Raw genomic sequence first — 18,916 nt, 5'->3', positions numbered from 1 at the left:
CTCACTGCATCAGGATTTCAGACGAGACCTTGATGACATCGCCGGGCTGGAGAAGTGTGTTTTCATCAACCTTCTGCTCCTTCGGCTTGCCATTCTCGTCGCGCACCACGACGTAGCTGATGGTCGCGGATTTGCCCGAGGGATCGAACCGGATCGCCTCGGCCGATTGCGCCAGAGCTTCCGACATCAATTCGCGGCTGGTGGTCAGTTGCAGATTGAGCTTGTCGAGTTCCGCCTCGGTATCCTGCAATTCCTTAGAGCGCTGGGCCACCCAGTCGTTGCGCAGGTTGATCTCGTCCTGGGTCGCCTTGTTGATGTCCTGCTTGGCGCGCAGCGACTGCGTGTCGATATCGAGCAGGGTGGATTCCACCTCGGCCGCCCGCTCTTCCGCGGAAATACGCCGCTGCGACAGTGCAAGCCCCTGCTCGTTCAGCCGGTTGACACGGTCGCGGTCCTCATTGGCGAGCTGGAGCTGGCGGTTCTGGGTTTCCGATTTTTTCTTGAGCGATTCCACTTCGCTTTCCAGAAGCGCATGCAGGTCCGTCAGTGCCTTGAGCTGCAGGGTGTAACGCTCGGTGCGCGATTTCATCAGCGCGCTTTCGCTGGCCAGAAGCGTATCGATCTCGGTGATCTTTTCCATTTCCGGTGTCTTGGTGATCGTTTCATCACCCTTGACCTCGGCGATCAGCCGCGCCTGGCGGGCGAGCAGCCTTGCCCGCTGGTTGTCGTAGACGGCGGCGTCACCACGAGCATTGATGAAGTCGCGGGCAAAACGTTGCCCGGCATCGGAGCGGCGCAGACCACCCGCAAGGCTGACGGCTTTCAGCACGGTGAGATTGGCGGCATAGGGATATTCACCCGGTGTCTGGACATCGCCGCTCAGGAAGATCGGCCGGAACTGGGCGATCTCGACGGAGGCCGACGGCAGGTTGCGAAGGGCGAACTTGCTCTGAAGCTGCGCACCAATCTGATCGCTGACTTCAGAGGGCGTCTTGCCGGCAACCTCGAGCTGGCCGATGAAAGGCAAGGACAAGGTGCCTGATGGACCGACCGAGTAATCGCCATTGATGACATCCCAGTTGCGGATGCTGCCATCGGCCGGCTGCCATTCGGCAACGCGGATGCGCAGCTTGTCTGCGGTGCCGAGCTTATATTGGGCGCCTTCCACAGCCATTGCGGAGAGAGGCACGGCAAGGGCAACGGAAGCGGCAAGGACGAGAGCCACAAACGGGCGGCGGGCGGCAAAAAGGCCGTTCATCGGGAAACTCCCTGTTAGCGGATCGCCGCGTGGGCGATCAGGCCGTAGCGTAACCGAACAAGGCCGGTCGCGCAGCGCCGCAAAAAGCGGCCGGTATGATTAGCACCAATGACGCACCCGAAGACCGGACTTGGGATCCCGGTCGGGTGCGTGTCGAAAAGAAGATCGATAAAGCCGAACTCAATATCGGTTTTCAGTAGCTTCCGCGTGACATGCACACGGCGGGAATGGTCTTGACGATGATGAACACATCCTGGCGCATCGACCAGTTCTGGACGTATTGCGTGTCAAAAGCCACGCGGGTTTTATAGGAGACATCGTTGCGGCCGCTGATCTGCCACAGGCCGGTCAGGCCTGGACGGGTGCTGAGATAATAAGCGGCAGCGTTTTCGTAATAGCTCAGCTCCTCGTCAACGACGGGGCGCGGGCCAACCACGCTCATTTCACCACGGATGATGTTGAGAAGCTGCGGCAACTCGTCGAGGGAGAGCTTGCGCAGCACGGCACCAACAGCGGTAACGCGCGGATCGTTCTTGAGCTTGCGGGTCGCACGCCATTCCTCGGCGGCTTCCGGATTGGCGGCAAGATATTGCCGCAGCATCTCGTCACCGTTCATCGCCATCGTCCTGAATTTCAGGCAATGGAAGTAGCGGCCATTATGTCCCACACGCCGGTGACCATAAAAGATCGGACCGGGATCGGAGAGTTTCACCAGGACGGCGATCAACAGGAAAATCGGGCTGAAGATGAGCAGCGCAAGCGCAGCCGATGTCATATCGAAGCTGCGTTTTGCGATGCCCCCGATAGGGAAACTGACATCGAAGTCTTCGGAACTGCTGAGTGTCTGTTCAGCCGATTGGGTCGCGGACTTCATAGAGAGAACTCCATTTATGTTTTGCGATTGGTCGGTGCCCGGAGGCGTGTCTTTCCGTCTAAAAGAGATAACAAGTCTGTGTTCGGAATTTGATGCTAATGGATTTTTTGTAAGGCACATTGCCCATAACCGTCTATGCGATTTCTTGCGCGAGCGGCCGATCAACGCCTGGGCAATATTAACGGTTGCATAAAAAAGCAACAAATGTGCCGATGGCCATGTGTTGAGAGCATGGGTGGCGCCGCATCATGTATTGGGTTTTGGATCTCCGGCAGTCTTTTCTTATGTGTTTCTTATGACTTGCGGAGATGAGACAGAAACGCCAAGAACAGGCATCTAGCGAAAAGACTATTAAAGTTTTTTGCATCGCAGCAAGATTGTGGCAATGCATATAAAATTTGACATATCAGCCGGGATTTTTTTACCCGCCATTGTCTCTGCGCCAATAAAAAGCGATGGAAAAATCGCAACAAGGGCGCAAAGACGGCAAAAGCGTGGCAAGGAACCGCATTCCCGTCATAGCAGCCGCGCAAAATTGCCATAGCTCGTGGCGTTTTTTCTTGGCCCGGCAGGATTTTACCCTATCAACGGTGCCATAAACCACCGGATATGGCGGGAATCAGAAGGTCGGCGGCGTGCATGCACTGATCACCTCGCAGGGAACCGGACCGACACAGCGGAAGCGGTGCGGCCTGCGGCTTTCGAAATAATAGGCATCACCCGGGCCAAGCACCCGCCTCTCCTCATCGACAGTCACTTCCAGACGCCCTGAGAGGATGATGCCGCCTTCTTCGCCATCATGAACCAGCGGCACCTTGCCGGTATCGGCGCCCGGCTGGTAACATTCTTTCAGGATTTGCAGGCTGCGGCCGAAGACATTCTCGCCCACCTGCCGGAAAGAAATCGGCCCCTTGCCGATTTCAACCAGTTCATCCGCCCTGTAAAAGGCCTTCCGGCTGGTTTCCGGCTCGAAAGCGAAAAACTCGGCAAGACCGATCGGTATGCCGTCGAGAATGCGTTTCAGCGCGCCGACGGATGGGTTCGACGTGTTGCTCTCAATCAGCGAAATCGTTGAATTGGTGACTCCGGCACGCCGCGCCAGTTCGCGCTGGGAAATATTGTGACGCAGACGCAAATGGCGCAAACGTCCGCCTAAATCCACCGACATGCGTAAGTCTCCGTTGCCCTTGTTCGAAATATCGAAAACATGTCTTCATGCCTATAACATTTTCAATAGCTTGGCCACGGGAAGAAAAGGGCTTGTTCGGTGGCCAAAATAGCTTTCAATCGGCGGTAACGAACAGGAGAACCGTTATGGACAACCCGAGCCGATCCAATTCCACCTCACTCGATAGCTATTGGATGCCCTTTACCGCCAACCGCCAGTTCAAGGCCAATCCCCGGCTGCTGACGAGTGCCGAGGGCATGTATTACACCAGCAATGACGGCCGCCAGGTTCTCGACGGCACGGCAGGACTTTGGTGCGTCAATGCCGGCCACGGCCGCCAGCAGATTGCCTCCGCCGTCAAGCATCAGCTTTCGACCTTGGATTACGCACCATCCTTCCAGATGGGCCATCCAGTCGCGTTTGAATTTGCCGAACGGCTAGCGGAAATCGCGCCCGGGCCGGAAGGCGGCAAGCTCGACCGTGTGTTCTACACCGGGTCCGGTTCGGAATCGGTCGATACGGCGCTGAAGATCGCCATCGCCTATCAGCGCGCCATCGGTCAGGGCACCCGCAGCCGCCTCATCGGTCGCGAGCGCGGTTATCACGGCGTCGGTTTCGGCGGCATCTCCGTCGGCGGCCTCGTCAACAACCGTCGGGTTTTCCCGCAGATTCCCGCCGATCATCTGCGCCATACCCATGATCTTGCCAGAAACAGCTTCGTGAAGGGTCAGCCCGAGCACGGCGCGGAGCTTGCCGACGATCTGGAGCGGCTGGTCGCGCTGCATGGCGCGGAAACCATCGCCGCCTGCATCGTGGAACCCGTGGCCGGCTCCACCGGCGTTCTGGTGCCGCCGAAGGGTTATCTGGAGCGGCTGCGTGCCATTTGTGACAAGCACGGCATCCTGCTGATCTTCGATGAGGTCATCACCGGCTTCGGTCGCATGGGCTCTTCCTTCGCCAGCAACTATTTCGGCGTTACGCCTGATATCGTCACCACGGCCAAGGGCCTGACCAATGGCGCCATCCCCATGGGTGCCGTCTTCACCAGCCGCAAGGTACATGATGCCTTGATGCACGGCCCGGAAAACCAGATCGAACTGTTCCACGGCTACACCTATTCCGGCCACCCGGTCGCCTGTGCCGCCGGCATTGCGACCCTCGATATCTACCGCGATGAGGGTCTCTTCACCCGCGCGGCCGAATTGCAGGATGCATGGCATGATGCCATCCATTCGCTGAAGAGCGCGGCGAATGTCATCGACATCCGTACCATCGGTTTCATTGCCGGCATTGAACTGCAGTCGCGCGAAGGTGCTGTCGGCGCACGCGCCTATGATGTCTTTGTGGATTGCTTCGAGCGCGGCCTGCTCATCCGCGTCACCGGCGACATCATCGCCCTGTCGCCGCCGCTGATCGCCGAGAAATCCCATTTCGACGATATCGTATCCATTCTGGGCGACGCGCTGAACCGCGCCGTTTAGAATAGGCAAACCTAATAAAGAAAAGGCTGCAATAGAATTTGCAGCCTTTTTTTGACATCAATCAAAAAACAAGAGAAATAGACTATTTATTAAAGATGATAAACTATCTTTCCGCAGTATAACCATCCAAGCGGGAACGTCCACATGGCATCGATTAACAAAAAGATCATATTTGTAAGTGCCGCGATATTTTCTTTATCGGGAAGCGCAGTGGGCATCGGCATATGGGCCGCGGACACGCTCAATACCAACAGCGCCGAGGTATCGCGTTCCGCCGAAATCCTTCACAACCACATGCGCGCCGACATGATGCATGATGCGTTGCGGTCGGATGTGTTGGCGGCAATATTGTCAGCAAACGACAAAGTCGGCATCTCCTACGAGGCCGTAAAGACAGACCTTGCGGAACATGAAGCGATCTTCCTCGGGGCGCTGAAGGACAACGAAGTTTTGTCCGAGGGGACGGCGGCCAAAGAGGTTATCGAGGGCGTAGAGAAACCGCTGCTGTCTTATATCGACATCGCGAAAAAGGTTGTTTCTCTTGCAAACACCGATCCAGATGCTGCGGTCAAGCTGGTGCCGGACTTCGTGCGGCAATTCAGCGCTCTCGAAACGACGATGGAAAAAGCCAGCGAGCAGATCGATGCTCTTTCGAGTGCAACTCTGGCCGAAAGTGAAAAGGCGAAAAGCAGTATCGATCTTCTTTTGAGAGGACTGTTGCTGCTCTCAACGCTTTTCTGTGTGGGTCTCTTCCTCCTCACCCGTAAATCGGTCATTACGCCTTTGCTGCACCTGTCGAAGAACATGGAAACGCTTGCTGGCGGCGACACGACGCAGGTTCCCTCCGGCACCGGTCGCAAAGACGAGATCGGGTTGATGTCCCGTGCCGTGGAGATTTTCCGGCAGGCGGCCATCGCAAATAAAGCGCTGGAAGCACAGGCTGAAGACGCCCGTCAACGGGCACAGGCGGATCAGGAAGCCGCAAGGCGCGAAGCGGAAGCCGACGCCGCGGAAAGACTGCGGGCCGCAACATCAGGACTTGCGGCAGGGCTGAAGCGCCTGGCGTCCGGAGACCTCGCCTTCCAGCTAGACCAACCCTTTTCTCCAGATTTCGAAGCGCTACGCCATGACTTCAACAGCTCAGTGAGGCAGCTCGCGGAGACCCTGGTTTCCATCTCGGCAGGTATTGGAACAATCGACAGTAACAGCCAGGAGATTGCGTCGGGTGCAGGCGAACTGTCCCGCCGTACCGAAAATCAGGCAGCCTCGCTTGAGCAGACGGCAGCTGCGCTTGAGGAAATCACGGTCAACGTGGCCAACGCAAATACACGCGCCACCGAAGCGCGACTGGCCGCCACCGACGCCAATCAGCGCGCATTGCGTTCGGTCGAGGTCGTCAGTCACGCTGAAGAGGCGATGCGCCGGATAGAAGATGCCTCAAAACAGATTGCTGGCATCATCAGCGTTATTGATGAAATCGCCTTCCAGACCAATCTTCTGGCACTGAATGCCGGTGTGGAGGCAGCGCGGGCGGGTGAGGCGGGCAAGGGTTTTGCCGTGGTGGCGCAGGAGGTCAGGGATCTCGCCCAGCGCTCTGCCAAGGCAGCCAGTGAAATTAGAGGGCACATCCGCCAGTCCAGTTCGGAAGTCGAAGGCGGGGTCAAACTCGTGCTCGATACGGGAGCGGCGCTCAAGGACATCAGCGAGCGGATCGCCGGCATAGACCGACACATGAATGCCATCGCCACCTCGGCATCCGAACAATCCACGGGTCTTGCCGAAATCAATGCAGCGGTGAATTCCATGGATCAAAGCACACAGCAGAACGCCGCAATGGTACAGCAATCGACCGACGCCTCGGCAATGCTCGCCAGCGAAACGGCCAAGCTGCGCGCGCTGGTTTCCCGGTTTCGCCTTGAAACAGAAGATGAAAGCCGCGGGCGGATGCGCCGTGTGGCGTAGCCGAAACATCAAAAGCCAGGCCTTTTTTGAAAGATCGGACCGGTAGATTTCCGGACCTTCACATAAAAATACCCCGGACATCGTCCGGGGTATTTTTATGTGTCACGACCTATCACGCATTCACGCGCCACCGCGTGATCAATAGCTTTGCACCGGTTGCGACAGGCCGTCGCCGATCACGCCATTGCCATATTGCGCCACCGGAACGCCCGCCTGCCCGATCGGCACGCCCTGCTGTGCCGGGCCGAGCGCCGTCACCACGATCGGCGTACCGTCAGGTACACGGCTATAGAGGTCGACGATATCCTGGTTCAACAGGCGTACGCAGCCTGACGATACCGACTTGCCGATGGTCCACCATTCCGGCGAGCCGTGCAGACGATAGATCGTGTCCTTGCCGTCCTTGAAGATATAGAGCGCACGCGCGCCGAGCGGGTTCTTGAGGCCCGGCTCCATGCCGCCATTGCGGCCGCTATAGGGTTCCAGTTCCGGCTGGCGGGCGATCATTTCGTCGGGCGGGGTCCAGCGCGGCCATTGCCGCTTGTACTGGATCACGCCGCGACCGGCCCATTCGAAACCGGCACGACCGAGACCGACGCCATAACGCATGGCCTGACCGTCTTCATAGGTCAGATAGAGGAAATGATTGGCCGTATCGACCACGATGACACCCGGACGCTCGCCGGTCGGGTTCGGCACCATCTGCCGCAGGAACTGGCGCGGAATGCGCTTATAGGGAATTTCCGGCAACGGGAACTGCTCGTCCGGCTTGGGGCCGTACATCAGCGCATACATCGGGTCATCGGCAGGTGCAGCAGGCTTCGTGGCCTCACGCGCCGTGGTGTTGCAGCCTGCAAGGCCGGCAAGCGCCAATCCACCTGCTCCAAGCAGGAAACCCCGCCGGGTCGTTGTCGTCTCGTTCAATTGAAAAACCTCATTTACATCATCTCACACTGGCAAAGGGGTCTGCCAGCGCCGCCTCAGGACGGCTGATAGGGTACTTCGTGCCGGAAACCTGCGATGCCATGACCTTGGCGCCGCTGGATTTCAGGAGGGCCCGGAAGCTCGGATGCATGCCGCCGTCTACATACGCGCTGAGCGGGGCGGAAGTTCCCTCGCTCATCGCCGCGGCAAGTTTTTGTTGCTCTTCAGCCAGTTTCGACGCCACTGTCGGGTCGGGCTGATTGACGGCGGGTGGGCAGGCAGCCAGCGGGTCAGTGGGCTCGCCGCCGTCAAATTCACTGTTGAAGACATAACGGCGACCGCAGACGGAAACCTTGGGCTGGCGGCGCGTCACCTCGAAATAATCGTAACCTTCCTTCAGCGTCTTCCAGAACGGCATGTTGGGATCGTCTCGGTGCGCCACCATGTTGCGGGCGCTCATGCGGAAGGGATAGGCCTGGACCTGAAAGCGATCCTGCCCGCCCTGCAACGCCCGCGCGACGATGGCGTAGATCTCGCCAACCTGCTGGTCGGTCATGGCGTAGCAGCCGGAAGACGAGCAGGCGCCATGCACCATCAGCGCCTCACCGGTGTAACCAAGTGCTGATTCCAGCCGGTTGGGATAACCGAGATTGAAGGAAACGTAATATTGCGAGTTCGGATTGAGCATGCCGGCAGAGACATGATAAAAACCTTCAGGCGCCTGCCGGTCGCCCGTCTTCATCTTGGGGCCGAGCTTTCCCGACCACCGGCACATAGGATATGCCTTGAGCAGGGCGTAATTTCCCGTCTTGTCGACCTTCCAGACCTCTAGCTCGCTCTCCTGCTTGAAAATGCGAACGAGAACCGGGCTTTCGGGACGCATGCTCTTGGCCGACATCTGCGCCATCATCTTGGACGACAGCTTCGGCGGGTCCTTCTTGACGCTATCGAGGCCCATAGACGTACATGCAACAAGGCTGCCGCCGATCGCGACGACCGCAGCCATTCTTACCCCTGCGCTAATCTTTTGCCGCAACCCCGCAACCGCGAAATCCAGCAATGCCTGCATGCCCATGGATCGTTTTACCCGCCTGATTTGCCCGCCTTTACGGCAGACGCTTAACTACCGAAGGTGGCCACAACACGGCAACCTCGCCATGGACAAAGTCTCGTGAATAGACGTTACCCTTTCGTTAATCATAGGCACACAAGCCCGTGATGCCGAGGCGGCTGGCTGAGGGTGGATTATCGGAGAAGGCCCTGACCGCCGTCGATCCATACCGGCGTGCCGGTAATGTGACGCGATGCATCCGAGGCGAGAAAACCGATGAGTTCGGCGACATCCTCGCTCGTCCCGGCGACACCGCCCGTCACCGGAATGTCGCCCGCCGGAAAACGGACCGGCACTTCGGTCCTTTCCCGCCCGCGGATGTCGGTGTTCTCATCGATTGCCGTTTCGATCTCGCCCGGGCACACCGCATTGACGCGGATCCGGTGGCGGCCAAGCTCCAGCGCCAGTTGCTGGGCCATGGCAAGCTGTCCCGCCTTTGTCACGGAATAGGCGGTGGCACCGGGCGAGGTAAACGTCCGGGTGCCGTTGATGGACGAAACGATAACGATGGACCCGCCGCCGGCCGCTTTCAGATGCGGCACGCTGGCGTGGACGGTGAGATAGGTGCCGCGCAGGTTGATACGGATCGTGTCGTCCCAGTCGGAAGGCTTTAACTCATCGATGGGCGCCCAGACTCCGTTGACCCCGGCATTCGCCACGACGACATCCAGCCGACCGAAATCGTCCACAAGCGCTGTGACGGCATGTCGCATGGCCGCCTCATCCGAGACATCGGCGAGAAGAAGTCTCGAAGAGCCGGAGGCGGCCTCTATCTCAGCAGCCACGGTCTGCAATTCGGATTCGGTGCGCCCGAGCAGGCCAACCGAAAAACCTGCCGCGGCCAGATGGAGGGCGGCGGCGCGACCGATACCGGAACCTGCACCGGTGACGAGAGCAACTTTGCGATAAGCCAATGTCACAGCCCGCCTTTTCTGGACGCTATCGAGGTAACGGTGGCTGAGACCGGATCGCTGGCTGGAAAGCTATCTTCCAGCCCCTCGTCCAATTCCTCCTCCAGAATAGCACTATCCTTTGCGGTGCGGGCGCTTGCCTGACCATGCGGACCATCATCCTGCGCCGTTCCAAGCGCAGAAAACTGCGACGATGCATCAGCGCCATGCCGGGTGCCGAAAGCCGTCAGCTGCACCATAACCGCACTGGCGCGCTTGATGGCCTCCGCATCATCGATCCCTTCCAGTCCATCTGCGAGACGGACGGAGACCTGGTCGCCGTCGCTGCCGACGAACTCGACGGATATGACGCCGTTATTGCGTTTTACATAGGTCGTGGAAAGTTGCATGACATGCCCTCCGATTTGAGAAACATCGGCTAGCCATCCGATGCGGTAATACTGAAACCTGAATTCACAACGATGGCAGAGCGGAAGGGGTTCCCGATGAATCAGTCCTTTAGCCCGGAAGTGCCGCAGAGTTTCTTCCAGCGCGACGCACTGGATGTGGCCCGCGCGCTCATCGGTGCGGAATTTCGCGTCGGCAACGCCGGTGGCATTATCGTTGAAACCGAAGCCTACCATCCCGACGATCCGGCATCCCACGCCTTCAATGGGCAGACCCCACGCAACAGGGCAATGTTTGGCCCGGCCGGCCATCTCTATGTCTACCGGTCCTACGGCATCCACTGGTGCGCCAACTTCGTCTGCGCCCCCGGCTCCGCCGTGCTTCTGCGCGCCATCGAGCCGCTGACCGGTATAGATATGATGAAACTGCGCCGGGGAACCGAAAAGCTCAAACTTCTCTGCTCGGGTCCGGGCAAGCTGTGCCAGGCGATGGCGATTACCGGAGAGATGGATGGAGCACCGCTCAACGCACCACCATTTCTGCTGCGTCTGCCAAAGGAAGCCGCCGCAATCAGCACCGGCAGGCGCATCGGTATCAGCCGTGCAGTGGATTATCCCTGGCGGTTCGGGCTGGAAGGCTCAACTTTCGTCAGCAAGAAGTTCGAGCCAGACCAGCGCTAGGGCCAGACCAGCGCTAGGGAAAGAACGGCTGCGCCGGACTTCTAAAGGACTCTCGGCGGCCCGTCATTTTCATCGGGGTTGGGCGTCGGCAGTTCATCCGGCAAACGGTCGGGCTCGGGCTCTTTCACCGGTGGAATATCCGGCTGCGGCGGCACAGGCATCGGCGGTTCGGGATAGGGTTCAACGGGAACGGTCGACATTGCGGGCTCCTAACATGAGCGCGCCTATCCATTTCGGCGACGCTAAATCTCTCGGGACAACGCGCTTACGCCTTCACCATTCAGGCGGCGCAACACCCAATTCGCCCATCGGTCGAATGCCGGTAAGGTCCCTTCGGTATAGGTTGCGCCGCCCTGCGGATCGTATAGGAAAACGCGGGGACGGCAGGTCCGTTCCGTTTTTCAGGAAGGTTTTTGCGGCAGCTCAGACGAAACCGAGCGCACTGCGGGAAATATGGCGGTTTTCGCAATAATCGCGGGAATGGGCCTCATGACCATGCTCGCGGGCGGTCGAACGGGTGAGTTCCGGGCTTGGAACGTTGAGAAGCGCATCGGCATAGGTGCCGGTCGCCTCGACGTCGTCGATCACAGTCTGCTGTTGCGGCTTTAAAAATTCAAACATCCGTCATCCTCCTTCATGCATCCCCTCAACGCGCCGGCACGGGACCTGTTCCATTAAACCCGTGACTGCTCCGATTATACACGAGACCGGCTTAACGAATAGACGATGAAAGGCGAACGTTATCAAATGACGTTCACAAAATGGAGTGGAATCAGTGAGCTAGGGCAACGGGCTTAGGCCAGACCGACCGATTCCCGCAAGATCAGCTCGACCGGCCACAATTCCTGAACTTCGCGGACAGGTCGGCCACCGACGATCTGCAAAAGCAGGTCCGTGACGCGCATGCCAGCCATACGCATCGATGAGCGGGTGGTGGAAAGCGGCGGCATCATGCTTTCCGGAGTGAGATAGGGAAACACGTCGTCATGGGCGATAACGGAGACATCCTTGCCGATCACCATCCCCAGCTGGGTTGCCGCGCGATAAACGCCCTGGGCCGTCATCATCGCACCGGCGACAAAGGCCGTCGGGCGCGGGGTCTGCTCCAGCAGCGAGCGAGCGAAACGGAAAGCGGCATCTTCGCTGAAATGCTCGCTCATCATGAAACGCGGATCAGGCGTGATCCCATGGGTCGCCAGCGCCTCGCGAAAACCCTGTTCACGATCCTGCACGAAGGTGCGGCCGACAGGTCCGTTGATAAGGGCGATACGGCGATGGCCGCGCTCCAGAAAATGGATCGTCGGACGATAGGTCACATCGTGATTGTCGATATCGAGCCAGGCATGTTCGAAAGCCGTCTTTGAGCGACCATGCACGATGAAGGGCACGCCCAGCCGGTTGAGCAGCGCAATGCGCTCATCCTCCGGTCTTGGCGAATGCACAATGATGCCATCGACCCGGCCGCTCGCCGCCAGCCGGCTGAAGATCGCCAATTCCTCGTCAAGATTATTATCAACGGTGACGCTGACGAGGATATCGGTCTCCTCGTTTTCAAGCCGCGTGGCCATGCCGCCCATGAATTCAGAAAAGAAATGCCCGCCGCCCGAACGGCCCATGACGACGCCGATGGCGCCGGCCCTGCCCGTTGCCAGCCGCACCGCGTTGGCATTTGGCCGATAGCCATATTTCAGCGCAGCCTCCATCACCCGCTGGCGCGTTTCTTCGCGCACCTCGGGATAGCCGCCAAGCGCCCGGCTGACGGTGGTGGGCGAGAGCCCGACCTTTGCTGCGAATTCCTTGAGCTTCATGTTTTTTGCCAATTTGCCCCTGCATGCGTCGCCGCCGCGGATTTTTCAAGCCGACAAAAATTGAAAACGATTTCAATTTTCCTCCACCTGAAACCGTACAGTTGATCACTTCGAAAGGCAAACAACGAAAAATTGCAGACAAAAACGCCCAATTTTCGCTCAGTTAGAAAGAGTATTGACAGATTGTTCAGCTTTTGCGAGCCTTCCTTCAGTCAAAAGCGCTTTCAATTTTGAGGATGATTGGAAGCGTCAACGGAGGAGTTTGACAATGAATATTTCCATGAAGACTTTGTTCCTGTGCGGCAGCGTATTGTCTGCAGCAGTTTCCGCCCAGGCGGCCGAACTTTCCATCGCCGCCAACTCGACGGGCAAGAACATCGCATTTTTCAAGGAGCGGATCGCCGCCTTCGAAAAAGAAACCGGCCACAAGGTCAATCTCGTCACCATGCCGTCATCGTCCAGTGAGCAGTTCAGCCAGTACAGGCTATGGCTTGCCGCGGGTAACAAGGATGTCGACGTCTACCAGACGGACGTGATCTGGGCGCCGCAGCTCTCCGACCAGTTCGTGGACCTGACAGAAGCGACGAAGGATGTCATCGGGGATCATTTCCCTTCTATCGTCGCCTCGCAGACGGTGGACGGCAAGCTCGTCGCCATGCCGATGTTCACCGACGCGCCGGCGCTGTTTTACCGCAAGGACCTTCTGGAAAAATATGGCAAGCAGCCGCCGAAAACCTGGAAGGAACTGAGCGAGACCGCCAAGGAGGTTCAGGACAAGGAACGCGCGGCCGGCCAGAAGGACCTCTGGGGCTTCGTTTTTCAGGGCAGCGCCTATGAAGGTCTGACCTGCAACGCTCTGGAATGGATCGCATCCGCGGGCGGTGGCCATATCGTTGAAACCAACGGCGATATCTCCATCAATAACGAGAAGGCGGCAGCTGCAATCGAAACCGCCAAAGGCTGGGTCGGCACCATCGCACCGCAGGGCGTTCTCGCTTACAAGGAAGAGGAAGCACGCGGTGTCTGGCAGACCGGCAATTCCGTCTTCATGCGCAACTGGCCCTATGCCTATGCGCTTGGAAATGGTGCCGACAGCGCGATCAAGGACAAGTTCGGCGTCACGCCGCTGCCGGCAGGTGAAGAAGGCGCAGCCCCCGCTTCCACACTCGGCGGCTGGAACCTTGCTGTTTCGAAATATTCCGACGATCAGGAAGCGGCTATCCAGCTGGTAAAATTCCTGGCATCGAAGGATACCCAGAAGCTGCGCGCGATCCAGCTGTCCAACATGCCGACAATCGCTTCGCTTTACGACGACAAGGATGTCGCGGCCGCACAGCCCTTCATGCCGACATGGAAGCCGATCTTTGAGACCGCCGTTCCGCGTCCTTCCGCCTCGGCCAAGGTGAAATATAACGAGGTTTCGGCCAAGTTCTGGGGCGCCGTGCACAACACGCTCTCCGGCAATGGTACGGCGGCGGAAAATCTCGAACTTCTCGAGGTTGAACTGACCGATCTCAAAGGCAACGGCTGGTAACCCGGCCCGCGCGGGAAGCGGTCTCGCCTGATCGTTTCCCGCGCCCCAACCGCGAGATATCCCATGAACGACATCGCCCTTCAAAGACCGGTCGCGGCCGCCAGCACCGGCTCCGACCTGCAGTCGGAACGACTGAAATCCGCCTGGCTGTTTCTTGCCCCCACATTTCTGGTGCTGGCTCTGGTGGCTGGCTGGCCGCTGGTGCGCACCGTCTGGTTCAGCTTCACCGACGCATCGCTGACCAATCTCGACGGTGCGCAGTTCGTCGGCCTAAAGAACTACCTTACCTGGATCACGCTGAGCAGCGGTCGCACCATCTATCGCGGCCTGCTCGCCGATCCCGCCTGGTGGGGCGCGGTTCTCAACACGCTGAAATTCACCATTCTCTCGGTCAGCTTCGAAACCGTGCTCGGCCTCATCGTCGCGCTGGTGCTGAATGCCGAATTTAAAGGGCGCGGCTTCGTGCGCGCCGCCATCCTTGTGCCATGGGCCATTCCCACTATCGTCTCGGCGCAGATGTGGGCGTGGATGCTGAACGACCAGTTCGGTATCTTGAACGATCTTTTCCTCAATCTCGGACTGATCTCCAACAAGATCGCCTGGACCGCCAATCCGGATACCGCCATGGTCGCCGTCCTGATTGTGGATATCTGGAAGACGACGCCGTTCATGGCGCTGCTCATTCTCGCCGGCCTGCAGATGGTGCCGAAGGACATGTATGAGGCGGCCAAGGTGGACGGCATCCACCCCGTCAAGGTGTTCTTTCGCGTCACCCTGCCGATGATCCGTCCCGCACTGATGGTCGCTGTCATCTTCCGGATGCTGGATGCGATGCGCGTTTTCGATCTCATCTACATCCTGACGCCGAACAATGCACAGACCCGCACCATGTCGGTGCTGGCGCGCGAGAACCTGTTCGATTTCGACAAGTTTGCTTACGGCGCGGCGGCCTCGACCATGCTGTTCCTCATCATCGCTTCGATCACGGTCATCTACATGTGGCTTGGGCGCGTCAATACCGATGGAGGCGCACGATGACTCTGCCAGGCATCCTGAAAACCACCGCCTTTTATGCGCTGGTCGCCATCATCATGGTAATTTCGGTATTCCCGTTCTACTACGCGATCCTGACCAGCCTGAAATCCGGCTCGGCGCTGTTCCAGGTCAATTATTGGCCGCGTGACTTCTCGCTGACCAATTACAGCTTCGTCATCGGCAACGGCACTTTCCTGCGCAATCTCGGCAATTCGCTGCTGGTGGCCTCCTCGGTTGTCGTGCTGTCGCTGTTTCTGGCGGTCACTGCCTCCTATGCGCTGGCCCGTGTTCGCTTCCGTGGCCGCTCGCTGCTGCTGCTCACCATCCTGTCGGTCTCGATGTTTCCGCAGATCGCCGTTCTCGCCGGCCTGTTCGAACTGATCCGCTGGGCCGGCATCTTCAACACGCCGCTCGCGCTGATCTTTTCCTACATGATCTTCACCCTGCCCTTCACGGTCTGGGTGCTGACAACTTTCATGCGCGATCTGCCGATCGAGATCGAAGAAGCGGCGATCGTCGATGGCGCAACGCCCTGGGTCATCATCACCCAGGTCTTCATGCCGCTGATGTGGCCGGCGCTCGTCACCACAGGGCTTCTCGCCTTCATCGCGGCGTGGAACGAGTTCCTCTTCGCGCTCACCTTCACCTCATCGAACGAGCAGCGCACGGTGCCGGTCGCCATCGCGCTCTTGTCGGGCGGCTCGCAGTTCGAAATCCCCTGGGGAACGATCATGGCCGCGTCCGTCATCGTCACCGCCCCGCTCGTCGTCCTCGTTCTGATCTTCCAGCGACGCATCATCTCCGGCCTCACCGCCGGCGGCGTCAAAGGCTAGGAGAAAACTCATGACTACCATTCAATTGCGCGATCTTCGCAAATCCTTCGGCGCCTTCGATGTCATCAAGGGCATCGACATGGACATCCGCTCCGGCGAATTCATGGTCTTCGTCGGTCCCTCCGGATGCGGCAAGTCCACGCTGTTGCGCCTCATCTGCGGGCTGGAGGAAATCACCGGCGGCACGCTTTCCTTCGACGGCGAGACGGTCAACCGCCTGCCGCCCGCCAAACGCGGTGTCGCCATGGTCTTCCAGTCCTATGCGCTCTATCCGCATATGACCGTGTTCGAGAACATGGCTTTCGGCATGAAACTATCGGGCGCCGACAAGGAGCAACGCAGGAAGCGTGTCGAAGCAGCAGCCGAGATGCTGCAGCTCACGCCCTATCTGGAACGCCTGCCGAAGCAGCTTTCCGGCGGCCAGCGCCAGCGCGTCGCCATCGGCCGCGCCATCGTGCGCGATCCAAAGGTCTTCCTGTTCGACGAACCGCTCTCCAACCTCGATGCGGCGCTACGCGTTGCCACCCGTCTTGAAATCGCCAAGCTGCACCGCGAGATGCATGACACGACGATGATCTATGTCACCCACGACCAAGTGGAAGCCATGACGCTTGCCGACCGCATCTGCGTGCTGCGCGACGGTCGCGTCGAGCAGATCGGCACGCCGCTGGAGCTCTACGAAAGCCCAGTCAACACCTTCGTCGCCGGCTTCATCGGCTCGCCGAAGATGAACTTCCTTGCTGGCAAATATGCCGAGGCGGAAGGGGCAGCGACCATCGGTATCCGCCCCGAGCACATCACCGTCACCACCGGCGAGAACGGCTGGAACGGCGAAATCGTGCATTCGGAAATGCTGGGATCGGACAGCTTCATCTATGTCGAGATCGGCGCCGGCGAACCCATCGTCGTTCGTGAAGAAGGCGTGACCGACCGCAAGGCTGGTGAGCGTATCACGCTCGTGGCCGATGCGGCGCAGATTCACCGTTTCGACGCACAAGGCCAGGCGCTGGCTCGCAATCCCGTGCGCGGCGCGGCCTGAAACTTCAACTTCCGCCGGGATCACCCAAGGTCCCGGCTTTCACCGAGGAGCATGACAATGACCATCAACACCGTTGTATGGGGCGAAAATATCCACGAACACATCAATGAGACGGTGCGTTCGATCTATCCGAACGGCATGCACAACACCATCGCCGATGGGCTGAACCAGAACCCCGAGATCAATGCCACAACCGCCACGCTGCAGGAGCCGGAGCACGGCCTTTCGCAGGATCGCCTCGACAAGACCGACGTGCTGGTGTGGTGGGGCCACAAGGATCATGGCGCGGTTCAGGATGAGATCGTCGAACGCGTTGCCAAACGCGTCTGGGAAGGCATGGGCCTCATCGTCCTGCATTCCGGCCACTTCTCCAAGCCGTTCAAACGCCTGATGGGCACGCCCTGCGCGCTGAAATGGCGTGAGGCGGGCGAACGTGAGCGTCTGTGGACGATCAATCCGCGCCACCCGATTGCCGCCGGTCTGCCCGAGCATTTCGAGCTGGAAAACGAGGAGATGTATGGCGAGCAGTTCTCCGTGCCGGAGCCGCTGGAAACCGTGTTCATCTCGTGGTTCCAGGGCGGCGAGGTTTTCCGCTCAGGCCTCACCTGGCGTCGCGGTGCGGGCAATATCTTCTATTTCCGCCCCGGCCACGAGACTTATCCGACCTATCACGACGCCAATGTCCAGAAGGTCATCAGCAACTCGGTGAAATGGGCCTATAATCCGATCGGCGCGCTGAAAAGCATTCATGACGCCCCCAATGTTCCCGTCGACAAGGCGCTGGAGCCGATCGAGGAACGCGGCCCCAAGCTGCATCAGGCCGGCGAAGCAGGTTACAGGTAAAAAGCCATGAGACTTCTCATTCTCGGAACTGGCGGCATGGCCAACAACCATGCCACTTATTTTGCGCAAATCCCCGGCGTCGAACTCGTCGCGGCGGTGGATGTGGACGATGTGGTGGTGCGCGGCTTTGCGCTCCGCCACAACATCCCGCTCTCCTTCACCTCACTGGATGACGCCATTGCCTGGGGCGAATTCGACGCGGCGGCGAATGTCACGCCGGATGCCATCCACCACCCGACCAGCCTGAAGTTGCTGGCGGCCGGCAAACACGTCTTCTGCGAAAAGCCGCTGGCGGAAAACTACGCCAAGGCCGCCGAAATGGCCGATGCCGCCGAAAAAGCGGGTCTCGTTGCCATGGTCAACCTCACCTATCGCAATGTCGCCCCCTTGCAGGCGGCGCGCGAGATGGTGCTGGCTGGAAAAATCGGCAAAGTTCGCCATCTGGAAGCCTCCTATCTCCAGAGCTGGCTGGTTTCCAAGGCCTGGGGCGACTGGATGACGGAGAGCAAGTGGCTGTGGCGGCTTTCCACCAAGCATGGCTCCAACGGCGTGCTGGGTGATGTCGGCATCCACATTCTCGACTTCGCCTCTTATGGCGCGGGCAGCGATGTGGAGCGCATCTTCACGCGGCTGAAGACCTTCGACAAATACGAAGGGAATAAAATTGGCGTCTACGACCTCGACGCCAATGACAGCTTCACCATGACCGCCGAGCTGGAAAACGGCGCCATGGGCGTCATCCACGCCAGCCGCTGGGCAACGGGCCACCTCAACGAACTGCGCCTGCGCATCCATGGCGACAAGGGTGCTCTGGAAGTCATCCACACGCCTGACTATTCCAGCCTGCGGGCCTGCATTGGCGACGATGTGGAAAAGGCGATCTGGAAGACGATCGATGTCGGTCCGGTGCCGACGAATTACGAAAAATTCGCCAAGGCGGTCATGGAAGGCGGCCCCGCCGACCCGGACTTCCGCCACGCAGCCAATCTGCAGAAGGTGCTCGATCTTTCGATCATCGCGGATAGGGAGAGGCGCGAGGTGGCCGTTTCGGCTTGAGTTGCAGGAAAG

Annotated in this window: 19 protein-coding genes; 9 read left to right on the top strand and 10 right to left on the bottom strand. The window is 59.1% G+C overall.

Annotation, left to right across the window (positions count from 1 at the left end):
- Position 1: 1 nt before the first annotated feature.
- The 3 genes from GSF67_RS21785 to GSF67_RS21775 all read right to left on the bottom strand — a co-directional run bounded on the left by GSF67_RS21785 (position 2) and on the right by GSF67_RS21775 (position 3,300).
- Positions 2-1,258, bottom strand: a complete 1,257-nt coding sequence (locus GSF67_RS21785; RefSeq protein WP_006315228.1) for a polysaccharide biosynthesis/export family protein — start codon at positions 1,256-1,258, stop codon at positions 2-4.
- Between the two features lie 193 nt (positions 1,259-1,451).
- A complete protein-coding gene (locus tag GSF67_RS21780) occupies positions 1,452-2,132 on the bottom strand; it encodes a sugar transferase (protein WP_006315226.1) in 681 nt (226 codons plus the stop codon).
- A 619-nt stretch (positions 2,133-2,751) separates the two neighbouring features.
- Positions 2,752-3,300 (bottom strand): cupin domain-containing protein, encoded by a 549-nt coding sequence (locus GSF67_RS21775; protein ID WP_006315224.1) that lies wholly within the window; start codon positions 3,298-3,300, stop codon positions 2,752-2,754.
- 146 nt (positions 3,301-3,446) lie between these two features.
- On the opposite strand from GSF67_RS21775, the gene GSF67_RS21770 reads away from it, so the two are divergent.
- Both GSF67_RS21770 and GSF67_RS21765 read left to right on the top strand, forming a co-directional pair.
- On the top strand, positions 3,447-4,781 hold the full coding sequence (locus GSF67_RS21770; RefSeq protein WP_006315222.1) for an aspartate aminotransferase family protein: 1,335 nt from the start codon (positions 3,447-3,449) through the stop codon (positions 4,779-4,781).
- Between the two features lie 144 nt (positions 4,782-4,925).
- A complete protein-coding gene (locus GSF67_RS21765) occupies positions 4,926-6,743 on the top strand; it encodes a methyl-accepting chemotaxis protein (protein ID WP_006315218.1) in 1,818 nt (605 codons plus the stop codon).
- A gap of 138 nt (positions 6,744-6,881) precedes the next feature.
- On the opposite strand, the gene GSF67_RS21760 is transcribed toward GSF67_RS21765, so the two are convergent.
- From GSF67_RS21760 to GSF67_RS21745, 4 genes are all read right to left on the bottom strand, one after another.
- Positions 6,882-7,667 (bottom strand): L,D-transpeptidase, encoded by a 786-nt coding sequence (locus GSF67_RS21760; protein WP_010972948.1) that lies wholly within the window; start codon positions 7,665-7,667, stop codon positions 6,882-6,884.
- A gap of 19 nt (positions 7,668-7,686) precedes the next feature.
- The gene (locus tag GSF67_RS21755) at positions 7,687-8,742 is read right to left on the bottom strand and encodes a murein L,D-transpeptidase family protein (RefSeq protein ID WP_006315216.1); all 1,056 of its coding nucleotides are present in this window, start codon (positions 8,740-8,742) and stop codon (positions 7,687-7,689) included.
- A gap of 170 nt (positions 8,743-8,912) precedes the next feature.
- The gene (locus GSF67_RS21750; protein ID WP_006315215.1) at positions 8,913-9,698 is read right to left on the bottom strand and encodes an SDR family NAD(P)-dependent oxidoreductase; all 786 of its coding nucleotides are present in this window, start codon (positions 9,696-9,698) and stop codon (positions 8,913-8,915) included.
- Positions 9,695-10,078 (bottom strand): hypothetical protein, encoded by a 384-nt coding sequence (locus tag GSF67_RS21745; RefSeq protein ID WP_006315214.1) that lies wholly within the window; start codon positions 10,076-10,078, stop codon positions 9,695-9,697. The genes GSF67_RS21750 and GSF67_RS21745 overlap by 4 nt, the downstream gene beginning before the upstream one ends.
- Before the next feature lie 96 nt (positions 10,079-10,174).
- On the opposite strand from GSF67_RS21745, the gene GSF67_RS21740 reads away from it, so the two are divergent.
- The gene (locus tag GSF67_RS21740; protein WP_006315213.1) at positions 10,175-10,756 is read left to right on the top strand and encodes a DNA-3-methyladenine glycosylase; all 582 of its coding nucleotides are present in this window, start codon (positions 10,175-10,177) and stop codon (positions 10,754-10,756) included.
- A 41-nt stretch (positions 10,757-10,797) separates the two neighbouring features.
- Here GSF67_RS21740 and GSF67_RS21735 read toward each other — a convergent pair whose 3' ends face one another.
- The 3 genes from GSF67_RS21735 to GSF67_RS21725 form a co-directional block, all read right to left on the bottom strand.
- Entirely contained in the window at positions 10,798-10,956 is a 159-nt protein-coding gene (locus GSF67_RS21735; RefSeq protein WP_006315212.1) for a hypothetical protein, read from the bottom strand.
- A 223-nt stretch (positions 10,957-11,179) separates the two neighbouring features.
- A complete protein-coding gene (locus GSF67_RS21730; protein WP_006315211.1) occupies positions 11,180-11,377 on the bottom strand; it encodes a hypothetical protein in 198 nt (65 codons plus the stop codon).
- A gap of 173 nt (positions 11,378-11,550) precedes the next feature.
- Positions 11,551-12,564 (bottom strand): substrate-binding domain-containing protein, encoded by a 1,014-nt coding sequence (locus GSF67_RS21725; protein WP_006315210.1) that lies wholly within the window; start codon positions 12,562-12,564, stop codon positions 11,551-11,553.
- A gap of 268 nt (positions 12,565-12,832) precedes the next feature.
- Here GSF67_RS21725 and GSF67_RS21720 point away from each other — a divergent pair, with 268 nt between their 5' ends.
- From GSF67_RS21720 to GSF67_RS21695, 6 genes are all read left to right on the top strand, one after another.
- On the top strand, positions 12,833-14,098 hold the full coding sequence (locus GSF67_RS21720; protein WP_006315208.1) for an ABC transporter substrate-binding protein: 1,266 nt from the start codon (positions 12,833-12,835) through the stop codon (positions 14,096-14,098).
- A gap of 63 nt (positions 14,099-14,161) precedes the next feature.
- Positions 14,162-15,136: a carbohydrate ABC transporter permease gene (locus GSF67_RS21715; protein ID WP_006315207.1), complete on the top strand. Its 975-nt coding sequence runs from the start codon at positions 14,162-14,164 to the stop codon at positions 15,134-15,136.
- On the top strand, positions 15,133-15,966 hold the full coding sequence (locus tag GSF67_RS21710) for a carbohydrate ABC transporter permease (RefSeq protein WP_006315206.1): 834 nt from the start codon (positions 15,133-15,135) through the stop codon (positions 15,964-15,966). Before GSF67_RS21715 ends, GSF67_RS21710 begins: the two co-directional genes overlap by 4 nt.
- 10 nt (positions 15,967-15,976) lie before the next feature.
- On the top strand, positions 15,977-17,005 hold the full coding sequence (locus GSF67_RS21705; RefSeq protein ID WP_006315205.1) for an ABC transporter ATP-binding protein: 1,029 nt from the start codon (positions 15,977-15,979) through the stop codon (positions 17,003-17,005).
- 57 nt (positions 17,006-17,062) lie between these two features.
- Positions 17,063-17,848: a ThuA domain-containing protein gene (locus GSF67_RS21700; RefSeq protein WP_006315204.1), complete on the top strand. Its 786-nt coding sequence runs from the start codon at positions 17,063-17,065 to the stop codon at positions 17,846-17,848.
- Between the two features lie 6 nt (positions 17,849-17,854).
- Positions 17,855-18,904 carry a Gfo/Idh/MocA family protein gene (locus tag GSF67_RS21695; RefSeq protein WP_006315203.1) on the top strand — a complete coding sequence of 350 codons (1,050 nt, stop codon included), beginning with the start codon at positions 17,855-17,857 and terminating at the stop codon, positions 18,902-18,904.
- The last annotated feature ends 12 nt before the right edge of the window (positions 18,905-18,916 follow it).

Origin of the sequence: Agrobacterium sp. CGMCC 11546 (assembly GCF_013365515.1) — a bacterium.
Classification (GTDB): domain Bacteria; phylum Pseudomonadota; class Alphaproteobacteria; order Rhizobiales; family Rhizobiaceae; genus Agrobacterium; species Agrobacterium fabrum.
This window is presented reverse-complemented; position numbering and strand designations above follow the sequence as displayed.